Origin of the sequence: Pseudomonas helvetica (assembly GCF_039908645.1) — a bacterium.
Classification (GTDB): Bacteria; Pseudomonadota; Gammaproteobacteria; order Pseudomonadales; family Pseudomonadaceae; genus Aquipseudomonas; species Aquipseudomonas helvetica.
In genome coordinates, this window is sequence record NZ_CP150917.1 from 5,759,977 (window position 1) to 5,781,522 (window position 21,546).

17 protein-coding genes and 1 tRNA gene are annotated in these 21,546 nt (G+C 57.6%); 15 read left to right on the top strand and 3 right to left on the bottom strand.

From position 1 onward, the window contains the following. Positions 1–39 precede the first annotated feature (39 nt). The 3 genes from AABM55_RS26650 to AABM55_RS26660 all read left to right on the top strand — a co-directional run bounded on the left by AABM55_RS26650 (position 40) and on the right by AABM55_RS26660 (position 4,163). Entirely contained in the window at positions 40–1,311 is a 1,272-nt protein-coding gene (locus tag AABM55_RS26650) for a YeaH/YhbH family protein (protein WP_054594316.1), read from the top strand. Further along, positions 1,308–2,870 carry a SpoVR family protein gene (locus AABM55_RS26655; RefSeq protein WP_103319633.1) on the top strand — a complete coding sequence of 521 codons (1,563 nt, stop codon included), beginning with the start codon at positions 1,308–1,310 and terminating at the stop codon, positions 2,868–2,870. The genes AABM55_RS26650 and AABM55_RS26655 overlap by 4 nt, the downstream gene beginning before the upstream one ends. Positions 2,871–2,933: 63 nt before the next feature. Beyond that, entirely contained in the window at positions 2,934–4,163 is a 1,230-nt protein-coding gene (locus AABM55_RS26660) for a multifunctional CCA addition/repair protein (RefSeq protein ID WP_347928165.1), read from the top strand. A 108-nt stretch (positions 4,164–4,271) separates the two neighbouring features. Here the strand turns inward: AABM55_RS26660 and folK are convergent, their stop codons facing one another. Continuing rightward, entirely contained in the window at positions 4,272–4,790 is a 519-nt protein-coding gene (gene folK, locus AABM55_RS26665; RefSeq protein ID WP_347928166.1) for a 2-amino-4-hydroxy-6-hydroxymethyldihydropteridine diphosphokinase, read from the bottom strand. Continuing rightward, the gene (gene folB / locus AABM55_RS26670) at positions 4,781–5,134 is read right to left on the bottom strand and encodes a dihydroneopterin aldolase (protein ID WP_347928167.1); all 354 of its coding nucleotides are present in this window, start codon (positions 5,132–5,134) and stop codon (positions 4,781–4,783) included. The genes folK and folB overlap by 10 nt, the downstream gene beginning before the upstream one ends. 74 nt (positions 5,135–5,208) lie before the next feature. On the opposite strand from folB, the gene plsY reads away from it, so the two are divergent. Next, entirely contained in the window at positions 5,209–5,778 is a 570-nt protein-coding gene (gene plsY, locus AABM55_RS26675) for a glycerol-3-phosphate 1-O-acyltransferase PlsY (RefSeq protein WP_054594321.1), read from the top strand. A 36-nt stretch (positions 5,779–5,814) separates the two neighbouring features. Here plsY and tsaD read toward each other — a convergent pair whose 3' ends face one another. After that, the gene (gene tsaD, locus AABM55_RS26680) at positions 5,815–6,840 is read right to left on the bottom strand and encodes a tRNA (adenosine(37)-N6)-threonylcarbamoyltransferase complex transferase subunit TsaD (RefSeq protein ID WP_054594322.1); all 1,026 of its coding nucleotides are present in this window, start codon (positions 6,838–6,840) and stop codon (positions 5,815–5,817) included. Between the two features lie 199 nt (positions 6,841–7,039). Here tsaD and rpsU point away from each other — a divergent pair, with 199 nt between their 5' ends. The 11 genes from rpsU (at position 7,040) to AABM55_RS26735 (ending at position 21,519) form a co-directional block, all read left to right on the top strand. Continuing rightward, on the top strand, positions 7,040–7,255 hold the full coding sequence (rpsU, locus tag AABM55_RS26685) for a 30S ribosomal protein S21 (RefSeq protein WP_002551877.1): 216 nt from the start codon (positions 7,040–7,042) through the stop codon (positions 7,253–7,255). Between the two features lie 489 nt (positions 7,256–7,744). Then, the gene (gene dnaG, locus AABM55_RS26690) at positions 7,745–9,706 is read left to right on the top strand and encodes a DNA primase (protein WP_054594323.1); all 1,962 of its coding nucleotides are present in this window, start codon (positions 7,745–7,747) and stop codon (positions 9,704–9,706) included. Between the two features lie 67 nt (positions 9,707–9,773). Next, positions 9,774–11,621, top strand: a complete 1,848-nt coding sequence (gene rpoD, locus AABM55_RS26695) for an RNA polymerase sigma factor RpoD (protein WP_019693936.1) — start codon at positions 9,774–9,776, stop codon at positions 11,619–11,621. A gap of 123 nt (positions 11,622–11,744) precedes the next feature. After that, on the top strand, positions 11,745–15,488 hold the full coding sequence (locus tag AABM55_RS26700; protein ID WP_347928168.1) for an EAL domain-containing protein: 3,744 nt from the start codon (positions 11,745–11,747) through the stop codon (positions 15,486–15,488). 15 nt (positions 15,489–15,503) lie between these two features. Further along, a tRNA-Ile gene (locus AABM55_RS26705) sits at positions 15,504–15,580 on the top strand. A 346-nt stretch (positions 15,581–15,926) separates the two neighbouring features. Then, positions 15,927–16,169 carry a hypothetical protein gene (locus AABM55_RS26710; protein ID WP_347928169.1) on the top strand — a complete coding sequence of 81 codons (243 nt, stop codon included), beginning with the start codon at positions 15,927–15,929 and terminating at the stop codon, positions 16,167–16,169. 30 nt (positions 16,170–16,199) lie between these two features. Continuing rightward, positions 16,200–16,442 carry a hypothetical protein gene (locus AABM55_RS26715; RefSeq protein WP_054594326.1) on the top strand — a complete coding sequence of 81 codons (243 nt, stop codon included), beginning with the start codon at positions 16,200–16,202 and terminating at the stop codon, positions 16,440–16,442. A gap of 1,083 nt (positions 16,443–17,525) precedes the next feature. Beyond that, positions 17,526–18,320: a hypothetical protein gene (locus tag AABM55_RS26720; protein WP_054598193.1), complete on the top strand. Its 795-nt coding sequence runs from the start codon at positions 17,526–17,528 to the stop codon at positions 18,318–18,320. 107 nt (positions 18,321–18,427) lie between these two features. Beyond that, a complete protein-coding gene (locus AABM55_RS26725; RefSeq protein WP_008067391.1) occupies positions 18,428–18,889 on the top strand; it encodes an Lrp/AsnC family transcriptional regulator in 462 nt (153 codons plus the stop codon). A gap of 140 nt (positions 18,890–19,029) precedes the next feature. Further along, the gene (locus AABM55_RS26730; RefSeq protein ID WP_216743881.1) at positions 19,030–20,712 is read left to right on the top strand and encodes an NAD(P)/FAD-dependent oxidoreductase; all 1,683 of its coding nucleotides are present in this window, start codon (positions 19,030–19,032) and stop codon (positions 20,710–20,712) included. A gap of 12 nt (positions 20,713–20,724) precedes the next feature. Continuing rightward, the gene (locus tag AABM55_RS26735; RefSeq protein WP_054594328.1) at positions 20,725–21,519 is read left to right on the top strand and encodes a carbon-nitrogen hydrolase family protein; all 795 of its coding nucleotides are present in this window, start codon (positions 20,725–20,727) and stop codon (positions 21,517–21,519) included. The last annotated feature ends 27 nt before the right edge of the window (positions 21,520–21,546 follow it).

Consider the following 21,546-nt stretch of genomic DNA (forward strand, 5'->3'; position numbering starts at 1 on the left):
TTGCTCGCGATTTCTCAAGACAGCTTCTAAGGAGCAGTCATGAGCTATGTGATCGACCGACGTCTCAATGGCAAGAACAAGAGCACGGTAAACCGTCAGCGGTTTCTGCGGCGCTACCGTGATCACATCAAGAAGGCCGTCGAAGAGGCCGTCAGCCGGCGTTCCATTACCGATATGGAGCACGGTGAGCAAATCAGCATTCCTGGCCGCGATATCGACGAGCCAGTGCTTCACCATGGTCGCGGCGGCAAGCAGACCATCGTGCATCCCGGCAACAAGGAGTTCACCAGCGGCGAGCATATTGCTCGTCCGCCGGGAGGTGGCGGCGGCAGAGGCCCCGGCAAGGCCGGCAACTCCGGCGAGGGCATGGACGAGTTTGTGTTCCAGATCACCCAGGAAGAATTTCTCGAGTTCATGTTCGAGGACCTGGAGCTGCCGAACCTGGTCAAGCGCAACCTGAGCGGCACTGATACTTTCAAGACCGTGCGCGCCGGCATCAGCAACGAAGGCAATCCTTCACGGATCAACATCATCCGCACCCTGCGCTCGGCCCATGCTCGGCGTATCGCACTGTCAGGCAGCAGCCGGGAGAAACTGCGGGTAGCAAAAGAGGAACTGGCACGACTTAAACAGGAAGAACCAGACAATTTCGGCGATATTCAGGAAATCGAGGCAGAAATCGAACGCTTGAGCGCGCGCATCAACCGTGTGCCGTTTCTCGACACCTTCGACCTCAAGTACAACCTGCTGATCAAGCAGCCCAACCCCAGCTCCAAGGCGGTAATGTTCTGCCTGATGGACGTTTCCGGCTCCATGACCCAAGCCACCAAGGACATCGCCAAACGGTTCTTCATCCTGCTGTACCTGTTCCTCAAGCGTAACTACGAGAAAATCGATGTGGTGTTCATCCGCCACCACACCAGCGCCCGGGAAGTCGATGAGGAAGAGTTCTTCTACTCTCGCGAAACCGGCGGCACCATCGTTTCCAGCGCCCTGAAACTGATGCAGGAGATCATGGCCGAACGGTATCCGAGCAACGACTGGAACATTTACGCCGCGCAAGCTTCCGACGGTGACAACTGGAACGATGACTCGCCGATCTGCCGAGACATCCTGATCAACCAGATCATGCCATTCGTGCAGTACTACACTTATGTGGAGATTACCCCCCGCGAACACCAGGCCCTGTGGTACGAATACGAGCGTATCAGCGAAGCCTTTTCCGACACGTTTGCCCAGCAACAACTGGTCTCGGCCGGGGATATCTATCCGGTTTTCCGTGAACTCTTCCAGCGCAGGTTAGTGACATGACCGCCAAAGAGCAGAAGCGCCAACCCATATCTACAGGCTCCGAATGGACGTTCGAGCTGATCCAGGCCTACGACCGGGAAATCAGTCGTCTTGCGGCCCGCTACGCGCTCGATACCTACCCCAACCAGATCGAGGTGATTACCGCCGAGCAGATGATGGATGCCTACGCCTCCGTCGGCATGCCGCTGGGCTATCACCACTGGTCCTATGGCAAACACTTCCTCAGCACCGAGAAGTCCTACAGTCGCGGCCAGATGGGACTGGCCTACGAGATCGTGATCAACTCGGACCCGTGCATCGCCTACCTGATGGAAGAAAACACCATCTGCATGCAGGCACTGGTAGTGGCCCACGCCTGCTACGGCCACAACAGCTTTTTCAAGGGTAATTACCTGTTCCGCACCTGGACCGATGCCAGCTCGATCATCGACTACCTGGTGTTTGCCAAGCAGTACATCATGCAATGCGAAGAACGCCATGGCATCGATGCCGTGGAAGACCTGCTCGACTCCTGTCATGCCCTGATGAACTACGGTGTCGACCGCTACAAACGTCCTTATCCGATTTCCGCGGAAGAAGAGCGACGCCGGCAAAAGGATCGTGAAGAACACCTGCAAAAGCAGATCAACGACCTGTGGCGCACCATTCCAAAAGGCGCAGACAAGTTCAACGAGAAAGACAACGCACGCTTTCCGGCAGAACCGCAGGAGAACATCCTCTACTTCATCGAAAAGCACGCCCCGCTGCTGGAGCCATGGCAACGGGAAATCGTACGGATCGTGCGCAAGATCGCGCAGTACTTTTATCCACAGCGTCAGACTCAGGTCATGAACGAGGGCTGGGCGACGTTCTGGCACTACACCCTGATGAACGACCTGTACGATGAGGGCCTGGTGACCGACGGCTTCATGATGGAGTTCCTGGCCTCTCACACCAGCGTAGTCTTCCAGCCCGGGTTCGACAGCCCTTACTACAACGGCATCAACCCCTACACCCTGGGTTTTTCCATGTACCGCGACATTCGGCGCATGTGCGAAGCCCCTACTGAAGAGGATTACCGCTGGTTCCCCGAAATCGCCGGGACCGACTGGCTGTCGAGCATCAAGTTCGCCATGAGCAGCTTCAAGGACGAAAGCTTCATCCTGCAGTACCTGTCACCCAAAGTGATTCGTGACCTGAAACTGTTCAGCATTCTCGATGACGACCAGAAAGACGACCTGCTGGTGCCAGCCATTCATGACGAAGAAGGCTATCGGACCATTCGTGAAACCCTGGCAGCACAGTACAACCTGGGTAACCGCGAACCGAACATACAGATCTACAGTATCGACCGGCGCGGCGACCGCTCGCTGACACTGCGCCATCAGCAACATGATCGCAAACCACTCGGAGACTCCACCGAGGAAGTGCTCAAGCACCTGCACCGCCTCTGGGGCTTCGATATTCACCTGGAAACCCTGCAAGGTGACCAGGTAATGAAAACCCATCATGTCCCGCCAAAAGGCGAGCATAGCGAGGGCGAATACGGTCGGATGGACCTCGCCGTCATTCATCTTTGATGTCAGCCGGACCTCCGAAAGTTCGACGCAAGGGTTATCCTGTCGGGCTAACGGAGGTTTTTTATGCAGATTTATAAAGTCGGCGGCGCGGTCCGTGATCGCCTGCTCGGCAAGCCTGTTACCGACATCGACTGGGTGGTGGTGGGCGCCAGCACCGAAGAAATGCTCGCCAAGGGCTATCGCCCGGTGGGTGCCGATTTTCCGGTATTCCTTCACCCCAAAAGCGGCGAGGAATATGCGCTTGCCCGCACCGAACGCAAAAGCGGACGCGGCTACGGCGGCTTCACCTTCCATGCCAGCCCGGAAGTCACCCTGGAAGAAGACCTGATTCGTCGCGACCTGACGATCAATGCCATGGCCGAAGACGATCACGGTCGATTGACCGATCCGTATCACGGCCAGCGTGACCTTGAAGCGCGCCTGCTTCGCCACGTTTCCCCCGCGTTCGCCGAAGATCCTCTCCGTGTACTGCGTGTTGCCCGTTTCGCCGCACGTTATGCCGGGCTCGGCTTCACGGTAGCCCCCGAGACTCTGGACCTGATGCGTCAGCTCAGCGAATCAGGTGAGCTTGAGGCGCTGACCGCAGAGCGCAGCTGGAAAGAAATTTCCCGCGCCCTGATGGAAGACCAGCCGCACGTATTCATCCAGGTTCTGCGCGACTGTGGCGCCCTGAACGTCTTGATCCCCGAGGTTGAAGCGCTGTTCGGCGTGCCACAACCCGAAGCCCACCACCCGGAAATCGACAGCGGCGTGCACACTTTGAGCGTTCTCGAGCAGGCCGCCCTGCACAAGCAGCCGCTGACCGTGCGCTGGGCCTGCCTGCTGCATGATCTGGGCAAAGGCCTGACACCCGAGAGCCAGTGGCCCAGACACATCGCTCACGAGCACAAGGGCCTGAGGCTGATCAAAGCGGTCAACGAGCGCTTCAAGGCCCCGCGCGACTGCCAGGAACTGGCGTTGCTGGTTGGCGAGTACCACACCCATGGTCACCGCGCACTGGAACTGAAGCCGTCGACATTGCTGGAATTACTGCAGAGCTTCGACGTTTACCGACGGCCGCAGCGCTTTGAAGAATTCATCAACGCCTGCGAAATGGATGCCCGCGGCCGCAAAGGCCTTGAGCAGAGAAGTTATCCACAAGCGGATTATTTGCGAGGGGCGGCGACCGCCGCACGCACCGTGGCGGTTCAGCCATTGCTGGAGCTGGGATTCAAAGGCCCGGAGCTGGGCGAGGCGCTCAAGCGCGAACGGCTCAAGGCTCTGAAGGCCTACAAAGAAGCGGCGTCTGCTTGAAAAGCATCGCGGGCAAGCCTTGCTCCTACGAGACCTATGCCGAGCGTGTAAATGGCGTACGACACAATATTGTAGGAGCCAGGCTTGCCCGCGATGGCGTCATCAAGGTCACAGCAGATTCGAAGGGGTCAACTGCTCACCGCGCCACTCAAACGCAACCGGCGCCAATACCTGATCAATCTTCGCCTCACTCCACAGAGAGGCAAAACTTTTACCTACACCCGGATGCACCCTGTCCGGCGCTATCAGCGACAACGGCCACAGCACAAAGGCATTTTTCAGGATTTCCGCTCGAGGCAGGATCAATCCGTCGAAATTACCCACCAGATCGCCATACAACAGCACGTCGATATCCAACGGCAAGCCCTTGCGATCGGGGGCATAACGACCGTTGTCGGCCTCGATAAACTTCAACCGACGGTCCAGCTCCGTCAACGGAAGATCGGTAAACGCCGACACTACGAAATTGAAAAACGGACCGCTCTTGATCCCCACCGGCTGACTTTCGAACACCGCCGAACAGCGTATATCCACCAGAAAACCGGCAAGCGCTTCCAGCCCCGCCTGCAAATGAGCTTCGCGCTCGACATTGCTGCCGAGCCCGAGAAATACCTGAGTTAGCGACATCCGCGCTCGATCTCCACGCCCACGCCCGTTGCAGCCGGGATAGCCCCCGGCTTGGTCAGCTTGAGGCGCAGCCAGGTAATCTTGAATTCGCTCATCAAGACTTCGGCCAGACGCTCGGCAAAGGTTTCAACCAGTTGGTACTGCGCCTGCTCGGAAAACGCCTGAATACGTGCTGTCACGCTGGCGTAGTCGAGCGCCAGGGCCAGGTCATCACCCGCCGCTGCCGGGCGATTGTCCCAGGCGAAATTCAGATCAAGACGCAGGCACTGACGGATGCCGCGCTCCCAGTCGTAGGCACCGATCACCGTGTCGACTTCCAGGCCCTCGATAAACACTCTGTCCAAGCACTCTTCTCCGCAGCACGACAAGGGCGCAATGCGCCGTTAGAATCAGGGCGTCCTCGCCCGGAATAGTTAGCATGTTTTGGTTACTGGCGATCCTCGCCTACCTGCTTGGCTCTCTGTCCTTTGCCATTTTGCTCAGCCGCCTGACCGGTAATCCCGATCCGCGAATGAGTGGCTCGGGTAATGCCGGCGCCACCAACATGTTACGCCTGGCCGGCAAAAAACTCGCCGTCCTGACCTTGCTCGGCGACCTCTGCAAAGGCCTGCTACCCGTGTTGATTGCAGGACTTGCGGGCCTCTCGGTACAGCAACAGGCCTGGGTCGGCGTCTATGCCGTGATCGGCCATCTGTATCCGTTGTACTTCCGCTTTCGCGGCGGCAAAGGTGTTGCAACGGCTGCCGGCATGCTGCTGGGGCTTTACCCTCCGGCAGCGCTCCTCGCTATCGGCGCGTGGCTATTGACCTTCTACCTCACACGCACCAGCTCGCTGGCCGCCCTGATCGCCACGCCCCTGACCCTGCCACTGCTGGCCTGGCAGGAGCCGGGAGCATTGCTGCCCATGAGCGCACTGACAGCACTGATCGTTTGGCGCCATCGCGGCAATCTACGCGACCTGTTTGCCGGGCGCGAACGGCATTTTTAAATACTCTTGCCGAGTACGACCCTGACTCACCCGTCTTTACACAGGTGACAACTGCTCCATCGGCCAACGCGCCTGCACGCTGATCGCCAGACTTTCCTGCTGACCGGCCTGTAACCGCTGACACCCGGCAAAAGCGATCATTGCGCCGTTATCGGTGCAGAACTCCGGACGTGCGTAGTAAACGTCGCCCTTCATGTCGCCAAGCATTTTCTCCAGGGACACACGCAAAGCCTTGTTTGCACTGACGCCGCCCGCGATCACCAGACGCTTGAGGCCCGCCTGCTTCAGGGCACGCTTGCACTTGATGGTCAGAGTCTCCACCACTGCCTGCTGGAAGGCCAGCGAGATGTCGCTGCGTGTTTGCTCGCCGTCGTCCCCAGCGCTGACGCACTGCTGCCACGTGTTCAAGGCAAAGGTTTTCAAGCCGCTGAAACTGAAGTCCAGACCCGGCCGATCACACATCGGACGCGGGAACACGAAACGTCCGGCGACGCCTTGCGCGGCCAATCGTGCGATTTCCGGACCACCAGGGTAATTGAGGCCCATCATCTTCGCCGTCTTGTCGAACGCCTCACCGGCAGCATCATCCAGCGTCTCGCCCAACAACTCGTATTGACCGATGCCATCGACTCGAACCAGCTGGGTATGACCACCGGACACCAACAAAGCGACGAACGGAAATTCGGGCGGTTGCGGCTCCAGCATCGGCGCCAGCAAGTGACCTTCCATGTGGTGCACACCCAAGGCTGGAATACCCCAGGCAAACGCCAGTGCCTGAGCGCAGGACGCCCCCACCAGCAAGGCCCCGACCAGGCCAGGACCCGCGGTGTAGGCGATGGCATCGATCTCGGTCGGCACGCAGTCGGCTTCAGCCAACACCTGACGAATCAAGGGCAGCATACGTTTGACGTGGTCACGCGAAGCCAGCTCCGGCACCACGCCACCATAGGCGCGATGCAGGTCGATCTGGCTGAACAGTGCATCGGCCAACAGGCCTTTTTCACTGTCGTAAAGTGCGACGCCGGTTTCGTCGCAGGAGGTTTCTAATCCCAGTACTAGCATGGGTTTGCGCCTTGTTTAGGCTAAATTCGAAGGCGCGCATAATAGTCGCCACGTGATGCCCCGACCAGCGGTTTTCGATCAGAGGCTTTGCATTCCGAGCGATGAGGGGTTAACATCCGCAACCCTTAAAAACCGACGTCTTCAAGTGCACTTTTGCCGCGAGGATGTTGACCCCGGTAATGAATGAAGGTAGCTCTGGATGCCAGCCGTCAAAGTTAAAGAGAACGAACCCTTCGACGTAGCTCTGCGTCGTTTCAAGCGCTCCTGCGAAAAAGCCGGTGTTCTGGCTGAAGTTCGTAGCCGCGAATTTTACGAGAAGCCGACTTCTGAGCGTAAACGTAAAGCAGCAGCCGCTGTTAAGCGTCACGCCAAGAAAGTTCAGCGCGAACAGCGCCGCGCCGTTCGTCTGTACTAATACGCAGACGTTCGTAGCAAGCTTCTGCCAAGCCCGGCCCTCAGCCGGGCTTATGGCATTTGCGGATATCGCTTGATGCTTCACTGTCAAAGCCGCAGACGCGACCGAGACAAACCTGCTTCACACGTCAGACCTGGCTCTTTTGCCAGCGGTGCACGTCTCTTCTGACGAGCCTTCCAAGGCTACTGACGAGCACAACCTTTTACTGATTCCTCTCACGACGATCAGCCCAAGGCACGATTTTGCGTGCCCGCTTATGAGCTATCCGAGGCCTCCCTTTGGCCAATGCGGACTCAGCGCAACACTTTCAAACAGTCGAATACCGATGAGCACTAACGCCAGCGGATTTTCGGCAGATACACTTCCCGACAGCGAATACGCAGACGATACCGGGTCGAGCCGCACATCCTCCGCGCCTCAACATAATGACCAGCATCAGGCCGCCTTTCGCGCGGGTTAGATTTTCAGCGCAGTGATGACGAGAACGCCATGGCCGGGCTAATTCCCCAGAGCTTTATTGACGACCTTCTGAACCGCACCGACATCGTCGATGTGGTCAGCTCGCGCCTGCAAATGAAAAAAGCCGGCAAGAACTACACCGCCTGCTGCCCATTTCACAAAGAAAAAACCCCCTCCTTCAGCGTCAGCCCGGACAAACAGTTCTATTACTGCTTTGGCTGCGGCGCTGGTGGCAACGCCCTCGGCTTCATCATGGACCACGACAACCTGGATTTTCCCCAGGCTGTCGAAGAACTGGCCAAAGCCGCCGGCATGGAAATCCCCCGCGAGGAAAGCGGTCGCCCGCATAAACCGCGGCAACCGACCGACTCGCCGCTCTACCCACTGCTGACCGCCGCTGCTGATTTCTACCGCCAGGCACTGAAAAGCCATCCGGCGCGAAAAGCAGCTGTCGACTACTTGAAGGGTCGCGGCCTGACCGGCGAGATCGCCCGCGATTTCGGCCTCGGCTTCGCACCTCCGGGCTGGGACAATCTGTTCAAGCATCTGAGCAGCGACACCCTGCAACAAAAAGCCATGATCGACGCCGGCCTGCTGATCGAGAACGCCGAAACCGGCAAACGCTATGATCGCTTTCGCGATCGCGTAATGTTCCCGATTCGCGACAGCCGCGGGCGCATCATCGCGTTTGGCGGCCGAGTACTGGGCGACGACAAACCGAAATACCTGAACTCACCGGAAACCCCGGTATTTCATAAAGGCCAGGAACTCTACGGCCTGTATGAAGCACGCAAGAATAACCGCAATCTCGATGAGATCATCGTCGTCGAAGGCTACATGGACGTCATCGCCCTGGCCCAGCAAGGCCTGCGCAATGCCGTCGCCACACTCGGCACCGCCACCAGCGAAGAACACTTGAAGCGGCTGTTTCGCGTGGTGCCCAACGTGCTGTTCTGCTTCGACGGTGACCAGGCTGGCCGCAATGCCGCGTGGCGCGCCCTGGAGTCAACGCTTACGAGCCTGCAAGACGGACGGCGTGCGCGCTTCCTGTTCCTTCCCGAAGGCGAAGACCCGGACACGCTGATCCGCTCCGAAGGCACCGACGCCTTTCGCGCGCGGATCAATCAACACGCCCAGCCATTGGCAGACTATTTTTTTCAGCAGTTGATCGAGGAGTCCGATCCGCGCTCGCTCGAAGGCAAGGCCCACATGGCCACCCTCGCCGCGCCGCTGATCGACAAAGTCCCGGGAGCCAACCTGCGCACTCTGATGCGCCAGCGCCTGACCGAAATTACCGGTCTGAACAGCGAGGCAGTCAGTCAGCTGGTGCACAGCGCGCCACAGGATGCACCTCCCGCCTACGACCCCGGCATCGATTACGACGCCATGCCGGACTATTCCGACTACCACCAACCGCAAGAGGCCTATGTACCTCAACAGGAGTGGACGCCGAAAAAACCGGGCAGCGGCGGCAAGAAATGGGACAACAAACCCTGGGACAAGAAAGGCAAACGCGACGAGCGGAGCCCACCCCGCACCCCGATTGCTGTCGAGGCCCCCACCTTGATTGCGCTGCGCACACTAATTCATCATCCGCAACTGGCCGGCAAAGTTGAGACCGCCGACCACTTCGCAAATGAAAGCAACACTTATGCGCAACTGCTAATAGCCCTGATCGAGGCCGTGCAAAAAAATCCTAAGCTAAACTCTATCCAGCTAATGGCCCGCTGGCATGGAACCGAGCAAGGACGCCTGCTTAAAGCACTCGCGGAAAAGGAGTGGTTAATTGAAGGTGACAACCTTGAACAACAGTTTTTAGACACCATTACTAGGTTATCAGCGGGTCAGCACACGCAGACCCTCGACGACCTCATCAAGAAAGCACGGCAGCCAGGATTGACTGCCGAGGAAGCGAATCAAATAGCAAATCAGATGCGCGACCTACTAAAACGGAATGTTTCCGCATCAAACCCGACCTCAAGTGGCGCGTGAGGTCATAGCTAAGGTATAATCCTCGGCTTGTTTTTTGCCCGCCAAGACCTTCAGTGGATAGGGTGTTATGTCCGGAAAAGCGCAACAGCAGTCTCGTATCAAAGAGTTGATCACCCTTGGTCGTGAGCAGGGTTACCTGACTTACGCGGAGGTCAACGACCACCTGCCGGAGGATATTTCAGATCCGGAACAGGTGGAAGACATCATCCGCATGATCAATGACATGGGGATCAACGTATTCGAGGTTGCGCCAGATAAGGATTCCCTTATGCTGGCCGACGCCGATACCGACGAAGCAGCCGCAGAAGAAGCGGCGGCAGCGTTGGCAGCGGTTGAGACCGACATTGGTCGCACTACCGACCCAGTGCGCATGTACATGCGCGAAATGGGTACCGTAGAGCTCCTCACACGTGAAGGCGAAATCGAAATCGCCAAACGTATTGAAGAGGGCATCCGTGAAGTGATGGGCGCAATTGCGCACTTCCCTGGCACGGTTGACCACATTCTCTCCGAATACACTCGCGTCACCACCGAAGGTGGCCGCCTGTCCGACGTCCTGAGCGGTTATATCGACCCGGACGACGGTATTGCGCCGCCTGCTGCAGAAGTGCCGCCGCCTGTCGACCCGAAAGCCGTGAAAGCGGATGACGACACCGATGACGACGACGCTGAAGCCAGTGACGACGAAGAAGAAGCCGAAAGCGGTCCGGATCCGGTCATCGCAGCACAGCGTTTTGGCGCTGTGGCCGATCAGATGGAAATCACCCGCAAGGCGCTGAAAAAGCACGGTCGTGAAAACAAGCAGGCCATTGCCGAGATGTTGGCGCTGGCTGAGCTGTTCATGCCGATCAAACTGGTTCCGAAGCAATTCGAAGGCCTGGTTGAGCGTGTACGTAGCGCCCTGGATCGTCTGCGTCAGCAAGAGCGCGCGATCATGCAACTTTGCGTTCGTGATGCACGCATGCCGCGTGCCGACTTCCTGCGCCAGTTCCCGGGCAACGAAGTTGACGAAAGCTGGACCGAAGCACTGGCCAAAGGCAAAAGCAAATACGCTGAAGCCATTGGTCGCCTGCAGGCCGACATCGTTCGCTGCCAGCAGAAGCTGACCGCACTTGAAGCCGAAACCGGCTTGAAGATTGCCGAGATCAAGGACATCAACCGTCGTATGTCGATCGGTGAGGCCAAAGCCCGCCGCGCGAAGAAAGAGATGGTCGAAGCCAACTTGCGTCTGGTGATCTCCATCGCCAAGAAGTACACCAACCGTGGCCTGCAATTCCTCGATCTGATCCAGGAAGGCAACATCGGTTTGATGAAAGCGGTAGACAAGTTCGAATACCGCCGCGGCTACAAATTCTCGACTTATGCCACCTGGTGGATCCGTCAGGCGATCACTCGCTCGATCGCCGACCAGGCCCGCACCATCCGTATTCCGGTGCACATGATCGAGACGATCAACAAGCTCAACCGTATTTCCCGTCAGATGCTGCAGGAAATGGGTCGCGAACCGACTCCGGAAGAGCTGGGCGAACGCATGGAAATGCCTGAGGACAAGATCCGCAAGGTATTGAAGATCGCTAAAGAGCCGATCTCCATGGAAACCCCGATCGGTGATGACGAAGACTCCCATCTGGGTGACTTCATCGAAGACTCGACCATGCAGTCGCCAATCGATGTTGCTACCGTTGAGAGCCTTAAAGAAGCGACTCGCGAAGTTCTCTCCGGCCTCACTGCCCGTGAAGCCAAGGTTCTGCGCATGCGCTTCGGTATCGACATGAATACCGACCACACCCTCGAGGAGGTTGGTAAACAGTTCGACGTTACCCGTGAGCGGATTCGTCAGATCGAAGCCAAGGCGCTGCGCAAGCTGCGCCACCCGACGAGAAGCGAGCATTTGCGCTCCTTCCTCGACGAGTGATCACAAAACCCCCGGCCCTGCCGGGGGTTTTGCTTTCTGTAGATTAAATCCCCTTCGCTTCGCTCCCACCGCCTAGCCCGTCTACACTCGAAACATTCCCCCCCAAGCCATAACGAGACCGTTATGCCCAGACTGCCGGCCGTGCTTTTGCTATTGCTGATGACCTGGACCACAACGGCTGGCGCGCTGACTCTGAGCGACGAAGAACGTGTCTGGCTTGCGGCTCACCCGGAACTTCGCCTAGGTGTCGACGCTTCCTGGCCACCGTTTGAATTTCGCGACGAGCAAGGCCGATACCAAGGCCTTGCCGCTGACTACATCAACATCGTGCGTGATCGCCTGGCAATCAAGGTCACGCCCATTGAGCCTGTAAGCTGGACCGAAGTCCTGAAACAGGCCAAACAGGGCAAGCTGGACCTCTTGCCCGGCGTCATGTCGACGCCCGAACGGCAGAGTTACCTCGCGTTCACGCGGCCCTATCTGGACTTTCCGATCGTCATCCTGGCCCATGTGAAAGGTGCACAGCCGCACAAGCTGGAAGACCTTTACGGACTGAAAGTTGCCGTCGTGGAAAACTACGCCCCCCATGAACTGCTGCGCACCCACCATCCTGACCTCAATCTGGTCCCCATGCCCAATGTCAGCTCGACCTTGCAGGCGCTGGCCACCGACGAGGTCGACGCGGTAGTCGGCGATCTGGCCTCAAGCGTCTGGAGCCTTCGCCAACTCAAACTCGACGGGCTCTACGTCAGCGGCGAAACGCCGTATCGCTACCAATTGGCGATGGGCGTACCGCGAGACGACAAAATGCTGGTCGGCATTCTGGATAAAGTACTGGCGGACATGAGCCCGGGTGAAATCAGCGCCATCCAGGAGCATTGGGTCGGGAATGTCCTCGACCACCGCACTTTCTGGTCCGACCTGCTGATGTACGGCTTGCCCGGCGTACTGCTGCTGGTCACCGTTCTGGCCGTGGTGATCCGCATCAATCGCCGCTTGAGCTCGGAAATTTCCCGCCGGGTAGCCCTGGAACAGGAGCTGCGCACCAGCGAATACCATTACCGCGGCCTGGTGGAGAGCCTTTCGGCGATAGCCTGGGAAGCGCGAATCAGCGATTTTACGTACAGCTACGTATCTCCCCATGCCGAAGGCCTGCTCGGTTACCCCCTGTCCCATTGGCTGATTCCAGGTTTCTGGCGCAACATCATCCACCCCGCCGACCTCACGCGCTCCCAGGCATTTTGTGATCACGAAGTACTTGCCGGACGCGATTACAGCCTCGATTACCGGGTGATCACTGCCGATGGACGCTGCCTCTGGGTACGCGACATCGTCAGCCTGATAGAGCACGGCCACGAGCCAATACTGCGCGGGCTGATGATCGACATCAGCGAAGCCAAAAGAACCGAAGAAGCCTTGCGCCTCTCCGAGCAGAAGTTTGCCTCGGTGTTCCAGCAATGCCCGGACATTCTGGTCATTGCACGCCTGTCCGACGGTTGCCTGCTGGAGGTCAACGAGGCGTTCGAAGAGCAAATCGGCCTCACTGCCGGAGAAGTGATCGGACGGACCGCCACCGAGCTGAACATCTGGGGCATCGCCGGTGTCGGCCCCGGGCTCTTGCAGCGCTTGCAAGCCGGCAGTATCCGCAATCTGGAGATGCCCTTTCGTCGCAGTAATGGCCAGGTGTTCACCGGCCTGATCTCCGCCGAACCCTTCCAGCTCGACACCACCCCCGCACTGGTCGTGGTAGTGCGTGACATCAGCCAGCTCAAGGAAACCCAACAACAACTGCAAACCTCTGAAGAGAAATTTGCCAAAGCCTTTCATGCCTCGCCTGACGGCTTGTTGCTGTCACGCGTGAGCGACGGCCTGCTGATCGAGGTCAATGAAGGCTTCAGCCGCATCACCGGCTTCAACAGCGCAATGTCGCTGGACCGCTCGACCTTCGACCTCGGCATCTGGGTCAACCTGAATGAACGCAGGCAGATGCTCGACCTGTTGAAACGCGACGGCTTCGTGCGTGACTTCAGTTGCCATATACGCCGCAACGATGGGCAGATCCGTCTCTGCGAGATGTCCAGCCGGCCGCTGCCGATTGGCGATGACGATTGCATGCTGACCATCGCCCGGGATATCACCGAGCGGCATCTGATGCAGGAAAAACTACAACAGGCCGCCACGGTATTCGAGAGCACCGCAGAAGGCGTATTGATCACCGACACCCAACAGCACATCAGTGCCGTCAACCGCGCGTTTACCGAGATCACCGGCTACAGCGAAACCGAAGCCCTGGGCCATACGCCAAGGTTGCTCGCCTCAGGCCTGCATGACAGCGCCTTTTACGCGGCGATGTGGCATCAACTGACCGCCGAAGGGCATTGGCAGGGCGAAATTTCCAACCGGCGCAAGAATGGCGAGCTGTACCCCAGCTGGCTGACCATCAGCGCGGTGCGCAATAAAGACCGGTTCATCACCCACTTCGTTGCGGTATTTGCCGACATCTCCAGCCTCAAGCACGCTCAGGCCAAACTCGACTATCAGGCCCACCACGATCCATTGACAGGGCTGCCAAACCGGACGCTGTTTGAAAGCCGCCTGCTGACCGCACTCAACAACCAGCAAGAAAACGGTGGCCAGGGCGCAGTGCTGTTCCTTGACCTCGATCGCTTCAAACACATCAACGACAGCCTGGGTCATCCGGTTGGCGACCTGCTGCTCAAAGGCATCGCGGTGCGGCTCAAAGAGCAACTTCGGGACATCGATACCGTGGCGCGGTTGGGCGGTGACGAGTTCATCATCCTGCTGCCGGGCCTGCAGCAAGCCAGCGACGCCGACCATATTGCCAACAAGCTGCTGAACTGCTTCACCGCGCCCTTCCAGGCTGGCGAGCATGAGTTCTTCATCAGCGCCAGCATTGGCACAAGCCTCTACCCCAATGACGGCATCGACGTCGCCACGCTGGTCAAAAACGCCGATGCCGCGATGTACCGCTCCAAAGCCAAAGGTCGCAACAGGGTTGAAAGCTATACCCGCGACCTGACCGCACAAGCCAGCGAACGCGTGGCACTGGAGCATGAACTGCGCCGCGCAATCGAGCGCAATGAGCTGACGCTGTTCTATCAACCCAAAGTGAGTCTCAACCATCCGCGCCTGGTAGGCGCCGAAGCCCTGATCCGCTGGCGGCATCCAGCTTTCGGCGATGTTCCGCCCGAGCACTTCATCCCGCTGGCCGAAGAAAACGGCATGATCCTGCAAATCGGTGACTGGGTACTGGAACAGGCCTGCCTGCAGATGCACGAGTGGAACCAGCGCTATGAAAGTTTCGGCCCGCTATCAGTCAACCTGGCCGGAGCACAACTACGCCAGCCGAACCTGCTGGTCCGCATCGAACAACTGCTCAAGGACAACCGCCTCAAACCGGGCTTCCTGCAACTGGAAATCACCGAAAACTTCATCATGAGCCAGGCCGAAGAGGCACTTGAAGTCCTGCATCAGCTCAAACGTCTGGGCGTGCAGTTGGCCATCGACGACTTCGGCACCGGTTATTCCTCGTTGAGCTACCTCAAACGCTTGCCGCTGGATTTCCTGAAAATTGACCAGTCCTTTGTCCGCGGACTGCCGGACGACCCGCATGATGCCGCCATTGTCCGCGCAATTATTGCCCTGGGTCGCAGCATGCAATTCACGATCATAGCCGAAGGCGTTGAAACCCACGCGCAGCAGCAATTCCTGACTTCCGAGGGTTGCGAACAGATCCAGGGCTACATCGTCAGTCTGCCTCTACCCGCCGACGAATTCGCCGCAAGCTTTCTTCGTATCGCAGTTTCAGACTTTTCGGATAGCACAGCCGGGAAACCATCGCTATAATCCGCGGCCTACTGAGGGCCTATAGCTCAGTTGGTTAGAGCAGAGGACTCATAATCCTTTGGTCCACGGTTCAAGTCCGTGTGGGCCCACCAAACTCGAAAGCCGCGCACTGCGCGGCTTTTGTGCATCTGAGACATTCACTCTCGATGGATCATTTCCTTTCAATTCACTATCAGTGTCCACAAAACGTCCACAGAAACCGCTGACCCTATCAGATACCGAGCGTGAATGGACGGTATACCCACCCCTCAACATCCTCACCATCGATCTCCACAGATACATGACACCCGTTTGAGGTGCTATCTGCCGGGGAGTTGGCTTGCTGGCGATGAGACCCGTGCAGACGTCAAATTCCCCGGGGCCTCACATCAAAGGCCGTTTGCATCTTAGTCACCGCTTGTAGAAAATCATCGTCTTTTTGCACGAATGGATACGCGCATGAAGTTCGAGAAGACCACGCAGTACAGGTCCGAGGAAGGGATCGTCTTCAATCTGTCTCAAATCACCCTCATGGAAAGCGACCGAGGTCGCCTGCGCGAGCTGCACTTTGGCGAAGCGAAACGCGCCCATTACCAAGTCAACAGCATGGTCGTCGATATGTACGACCGAATGCAGGTGACGCGCTGGTCAGCATCGAGGGAGAGGTCCATGGCGGGATTGGCCCACAGCGCTCTGTCGTGACGCTGGTCATCAAGGTCTGAGGAACTGCACATGCCCTACATCATGCAAACTGTCGTCCTTCTGGTACTGGGCGCGATCCTCGTTCAGTTTCTGAAACCATACCCGTTGCGCAAGTGGCTGGGTTTGGCGCTGCTGGCAACGGGCTTGGTCAGCATCTTCAAGGTTGGTGAGCAGCAGGTGCTGGGCTTTGACCTGGAGCTGCTAGCACTGCTGGCCGTGCCGCTGGGCGTGGTGCTTTTCCTGACGCGGCGGCGGTTCACGGAGGGGGACTGAAGCCCTGGCACGATTTCTCGGTGCCGTCTCTGACCCAAAATCATATGGGACAACAGTCGATCAACAGCGCGTTGATCGATGATCTTAGCGTTGGACCTTGCCGGCGGATTGGGGGTTACTTTGAACATACTGGTAACTCCTAACGTAGGTTAGATGCCGCCAAAATCACTGCTAAATGATGGGTGGCGGCTGTAACGCAGGCCAGGTGCAGTCGGAAATGTGTAATGCTACATTGACCAGCCTCGCCAACTCTGCGGGCGCGGCCCAATTCTGATCCTAGACAGCACGGATCTAGCGCACATGAAAGGTCACCGCAATCGCCAACCTTTAAAGTCAGACTATACGCATGCCTTAGGCCAAGCCGCGTTTTGCTTCTCGATCTGTGAATGGAACGTGGTTTGGAGCTGCGAGAGAATTAGCCCGGGGGCACTACAGAAGATCGTGGGCGAAGAATTCACTGCGGGGCGAATTGCGAAACTCAAAGACTGCAAAATCAGTACAACCACGGTACAGTACTCAGCTTGAGCAACCTTCTCAAAATTACGCTTAACACCACGTATTACAGGGCCTCCAGCTATGCCAACCTACGTTCGCCTACGAACGCTTTCTCTAGGCATATCAGCTCGCCCAGCAACTCATAATCCTTTGGTCCACGGTTCAAGTCCGTGTGGGCCCACCAAACTCAAAGCCGCGCATTGCGCGGCTTTTCTGTAACCATGAGAAGTCCGGGACACCAAGCCCATGGCATTTACGCCATGCATTTGGCGAAAAAAACGTCTACAGTTCACGATTGCATGACGCCATACATACCCAGCGCAATGTCTTGTGCATTTTTGAGTTCGCGCGCCTTGGCGCAAGTAGCAGGTCATCGGTCGGCTCGATAGAAAACCCACGTCGCACGAGCGTGTCGGGCTTGGTATTCGAGACCCTTTCCTGACCCACATTCGATATCAAGCGCTCATCAGGCTACATCGAAGCCCCATGACGAATGACGCGCTATCAGATATCTTGAAATTCGGTATCGATGCCAACCACCGACAAGAATAAACAATCGATGCCATTGGCATGACCAACGGACACCTGATGAACGCAAGCGAAAAATATTTCATGATCGATAACAAACTTAGTTATGTGAACGGGTTCAATGAGTGTCACAACATAGAAACAGGAACTGTTTTCATCATTGCCTCCGGCAGTTCCGCCAAAGACTTTCCCATTGAAGAATTCGCTCATGTTCCGATGATCACAATGAACGGCGCGGTCGCACTTTTCGAGGGCACCGCGATCCAGCCGTTTTTCTACGCTTGTACGGACATGAGCTTCCCGACTCAGCAGCCCGAACTATTTTCGCACGCGATGCAGATTAGCCAGCGAGTCGCCTTGTGGGAGGAGTTCATCCGGCGAAACAGCATTCGACCTCACGGCAAGCTATACGCGCTAAAGTCGGCAGCTAAACAATCCTGGGTCGATTCGATCTTCAAAAAGAACAACGATCTCGTACGCAGTCGTTCTATTTTTGGCCACCGAAGAAAGAGCATCGGGTTTAGCAAAAATCTCAGCGATGGCTTTTTCGACTCCCGCACCGTGGCTTATCTTGCTCTACAACTTGCCTACCATGCCGGTTTCACCAAGGTGATCCTGGTCGGGGTTGACTTGCAACAATCCAGTGGTCGGTTCTATGAAACGGCTGATAGCCGCATATCCCCGTGTGAACTCGATCAACATTTCCACACCCGAATTCTTCCGTCATTGAAGTTGATGTCGAAAAAAGTCATGAACAAGAACTTCTCTGTCTACAACCTCTCTGGCAACTCTAGAATCCCCGACAGCGTGATACCCAATATAAAAATTCAAGAAGTCAGGGCCTTGGTCAAATGACCTGCATCATGCAGGCGTTCCGCGTGTAAACCGATCCATCGCACAGCCCTTTACGGCTCACCAGTCGGTAACATGCTCGCCACTGAAATGTGCCGCCGGAGATGACCTTGCCTGATACCCGCCCTCCCGTCCTCGACGAAATCGACCGCCAACTGATCGCGGCCTTGCAAATCAATGCTCGTGAAAGCGTGGCCATGCTCGCCCGGCAATTGGGTATTGCACGCACGACAGTGACGTCACGCCTGGCGCGGCTGGAAAAGGCCCGGGTCATTACCGGCTACGGCGTGCGACTCGGGCAGCGAGTGGTCGATGGCGGTTTGCAGGCTTATGTCGGGATCACCGTGCAACCGCGCTCCGGCAAGGAAGTACTGCGTCGGCTCAGCGCCATGGCGCAGGTTCAGCAGTTGTGTGCGGTCAGCGGCGAATTCGATTACGTGGCCTGGCTGCGTACCGATTCACCGGAACAGCTCGACCAGTTGCTCGACCAGATCGGTAGTGTCGACGGTGTAGAAAAAACCACCACGTCGATCATCCTCAGCAGCAAAATTGACCGTGGCCAGCCAGTTTGATCGATCATCTCGTCATATTGCACAAACAATATGCAGAACGACGACACATTGCGTCTTATTAACGTGCTCTACGCTCCCTAGAATGGCGACAGTCTTTTCCTATACTCAGCACCGAGTGCGAGTCGCCAGCAAGGTCAGCCATGAACAAGAACAATCGCCATCCTGCAGACGGTAAAAAACCAGTCACCATTTTCGGCCCGGACTTTCCATTCGCCTTTGACGACTGGATCGAGCACCCGGCTGGCTTAGGCAGTATTCCTGCGCACAACCACGGCGCGGAAGTGGCGATTGTCGGCGCAGGTATCGCGGGGCTGGTGGCCGCATACGAGCTGATGAAACTGGGCCTCAAGCCGGTCGTCTATGAAGCTTCGAAAATGGGTGGCCGCTTGCGCTCCCAGGCCTTCGAAGGCGCTGAAGGGATCATCGCCGAGTTGGGTGGCATGCGCTTCCCGGTGTCGTCCACTGCGTTCTATCACTACGTCGACAAGCTCGGTCTTGAGACCAAGCCTTTCCCTAACCCGCTGACCCCAGCTTCCGGCAGCACCGTCATCGACCTGGAAGGCCAAACCCATTACGCACAGAAACTCGCCGACCTTCCTGCACTGTTCCAGGAGGTGGCCGACGCCTGGGCCGATGCACTGGAGGACGGCTCACGCTTTGGCGAGATTCAGCAAGCGATCCGCGATCGCGATGTACCGCGCCTCAAAGAGCTGTGGAACACCCTCGTTCCGCTGTGGGATGACCGGACCTTCTACGACTTCGTCGCCACCTCCAAAGCCTTCGCCAAGCTGTCGTTCCACCACCGCGAAGTGTTTGGCCAGGTCGGTTTCGGCACCGGTGGCTGGGACTCGGACTTCCCGAACTCGATGCTGGAAATCTTCCGCGTAGTCATGACCAACTGCGACGATCACCAACACCTGGTGGTCGGCGGTGTAGAGCAGGTGCCGTTGGGCATCTGGCGCCATGTGCCGGAGCGCTGCGCTCACTGGCCGGCAGGCACCAGCCTGAGTTCACTGCACAACGGTGCACCGCGCACCGGGGTCAAACGCATCGCACGCGCCGCCGATGGCCGTTTCAGCGTGACCGACAACTGGGGTGACACCCGCGAATACGCCGCTGTGCTGACCACTTGCCAGAGCTGGCTGCTGACCACTCAGATCGAGTGCGAAGAGTCGCTGTTCTCGCAAAAAATGTGGATGGCCCTGGACCGCACCCGCTACATGCAATCGTCGAAAACCTTCGTGATGGTCGACCGGCCATTCTGGAAAGACAAAGACCCGGAAACCGGTCGCGACCTGATGAGCATGACCCTCACCGATCGCCTGACCCGTGGCACTTACCTCTTCGATAACGGCGACGATAAGCCGGGCGTGATTTGCCTGTCGTATTCGTGGATGAGCGACGCGTTGAAAATGCTTCCGCAACCGATCGAAAAACGCGTGAAGCTGGCGTTGGATGCACTGAAGAAGATCTATCCAAAAGTCGACATCGCTGCGCGCATCATCGGCGACCCGATTACTGTGTCCTGGGAAGCCGACCCGCATTTCCTCGGTGCATTCAAAGGCGCCCTGCCCGGTCACTATCGCTACAACCAGCGGATGTATGCACACTTCATGCAACAGGACATGCCCGCCGAACAGCGTGGGATCTTTATCGCTGGCGACGATGTTTCGTGGACACCGGCCTGGGTCGAAGGCGCGGTACAGACCTCGCTCAACGCGGTATGGGGCATCATGAATCACTTCGGTGGTAAAACCCACGTCGAAAACCCAGGCCCGGGCGATGTGTTCCATGAAATCGGCCCGATTGCCCTGCCCGAGTAAGAGGACTCCGAAATGCGCGTAGCGCTCTACCAATGCCCGCCGCTGCCGCTCGACGTTGCCGGCAATCTGCAGCGCCTGCAAAAGCTTGCGACAGAGGCCAAAGGCGCCGATCTGCTGGTGTTCCCGGAGATGTTCCTGACCGGCTACAACATCGGCGCCGAAGCGGTTGGCGCGTTGGCCGAGGCGCAAGACGGCACTTGCGCGCAGTACATCGCGAGCATCGCCAAGGCCTCCGGTATCGCCATTGTGTATGGCTATCCGGAACGCGCCGAGGACGGGCAGATCTATAACGCCGTGCAGTTGATCGATAGCCGGGGCCAGCGTCTGGCCAACTACCGCAAGACTCATCTGTTCGGCGAGCTCGATCATTCGATGTTCAGCGTTGGGCCGGATGAGTTTCCATTGGTGGAACTCAACGGCTGGAAGCTGGGCTTTTTGATCTGCTACGACCTGGAGTTTCCGGAAAACGCCCGGCGCCTGGCGCTGGCCGGCGCCGAGCTGATTCTGGTGCCGACGGCGAACATGATTCCCTACGACTTCATCGCCGATGTCACCGTGCGCTCACGGGCCTTCGAGAACCAATGTTACGTGGCGTACGCCAATTACTGTGGTCACGAAGGCGAGATCCACTACTGCGGTCAAAGCAGCATCGCCGCACCGGATGGCAGTCGCATCGCCCAGGCCGGCCTGGATGAAGCGCTGATCGTTGGTACGCTGGATCGCCAACTGATGGTCGATTCTCGTGCCGCCAATCGCTACTTTCTCGATCGTCGACCAGAACTCTACGGCGAGCTGAACAAGCGCTGATCCCATGTTTTCGCTAGCATGAGCACT

Bases quoted from the DNA above. Each gene is read 5' to 3' on its own strand.
- AABM55_RS26730 (WP_216743881.1), top strand. From the start codon at position 19,030: ATGAACAAGAACAATCGCCATCCTGCAGACGGTAAAAAACCAGTCACC.
- rpoD (WP_019693936.1), top strand. From the start codon at position 9,774: ATGTCCGGAAAAGCGCAACAGCAGTCTCGTATCAAAGAGTTGATCACC.
- AABM55_RS26720 (WP_054598193.1), top strand. From the start codon at position 17,526: ATGAACGCAAGCGAAAAATATTTCATGATCGATAACAAACTTAGTTAT.
- AABM55_RS26710 (WP_347928169.1), top strand. From the start codon at position 15,927: ATGAAGTTCGAGAAGACCACGCAGTACAGGTCCGAGGAAGGGATCGTC.
- AABM55_RS26650 (WP_054594316.1), top strand. From the start codon at position 40: ATGAGCTATGTGATCGACCGACGTCTCAATGGCAAGAACAAGAGCACG.
- AABM55_RS26655 (WP_103319633.1), top strand. From the start codon at position 1,308: ATGACCGCCAAAGAGCAGAAGCGCCAACCCATATCTACAGGCTCCGAA.
- tsaD (WP_054594322.1), bottom strand. From the start codon at position 6,840: ATGCTAGTACTGGGATTAGAAACCTCCTGCGACGAAACCGGCGTCGCA.
- folK (WP_347928166.1), bottom strand. From the start codon at position 4,790: ATGTCGCTAACTCAGGTATTTCTCGGGCTCGGCAGCAATGTCGAGCGC.
- plsY (WP_054594321.1), top strand. From the start codon at position 5,209: ATGTTTTGGTTACTGGCGATCCTCGCCTACCTGCTTGGCTCTCTGTCC.
- dnaG (WP_054594323.1), top strand. From the start codon at position 7,745: ATGGCCGGGCTAATTCCCCAGAGCTTTATTGACGACCTTCTGAACCGC.
- rpsU (WP_002551877.1), top strand. From the start codon at position 7,040: ATGCCAGCCGTCAAAGTTAAAGAGAACGAACCCTTCGACGTAGCTCTG.
- AABM55_RS26715 (WP_054594326.1), top strand. From the start codon at position 16,200: ATGCCCTACATCATGCAAACTGTCGTCCTTCTGGTACTGGGCGCGATC.
- AABM55_RS26660 (WP_347928165.1), top strand. From the start codon at position 2,934: ATGCAGATTTATAAAGTCGGCGGCGCGGTCCGTGATCGCCTGCTCGGC.
- AABM55_RS26735 (WP_054594328.1), top strand. From the start codon at position 20,725: ATGCGCGTAGCGCTCTACCAATGCCCGCCGCTGCCGCTCGACGTTGCC.
- AABM55_RS26700 (WP_347928168.1), top strand. From the start codon at position 11,745: ATGCCCAGACTGCCGGCCGTGCTTTTGCTATTGCTGATGACCTGGACC.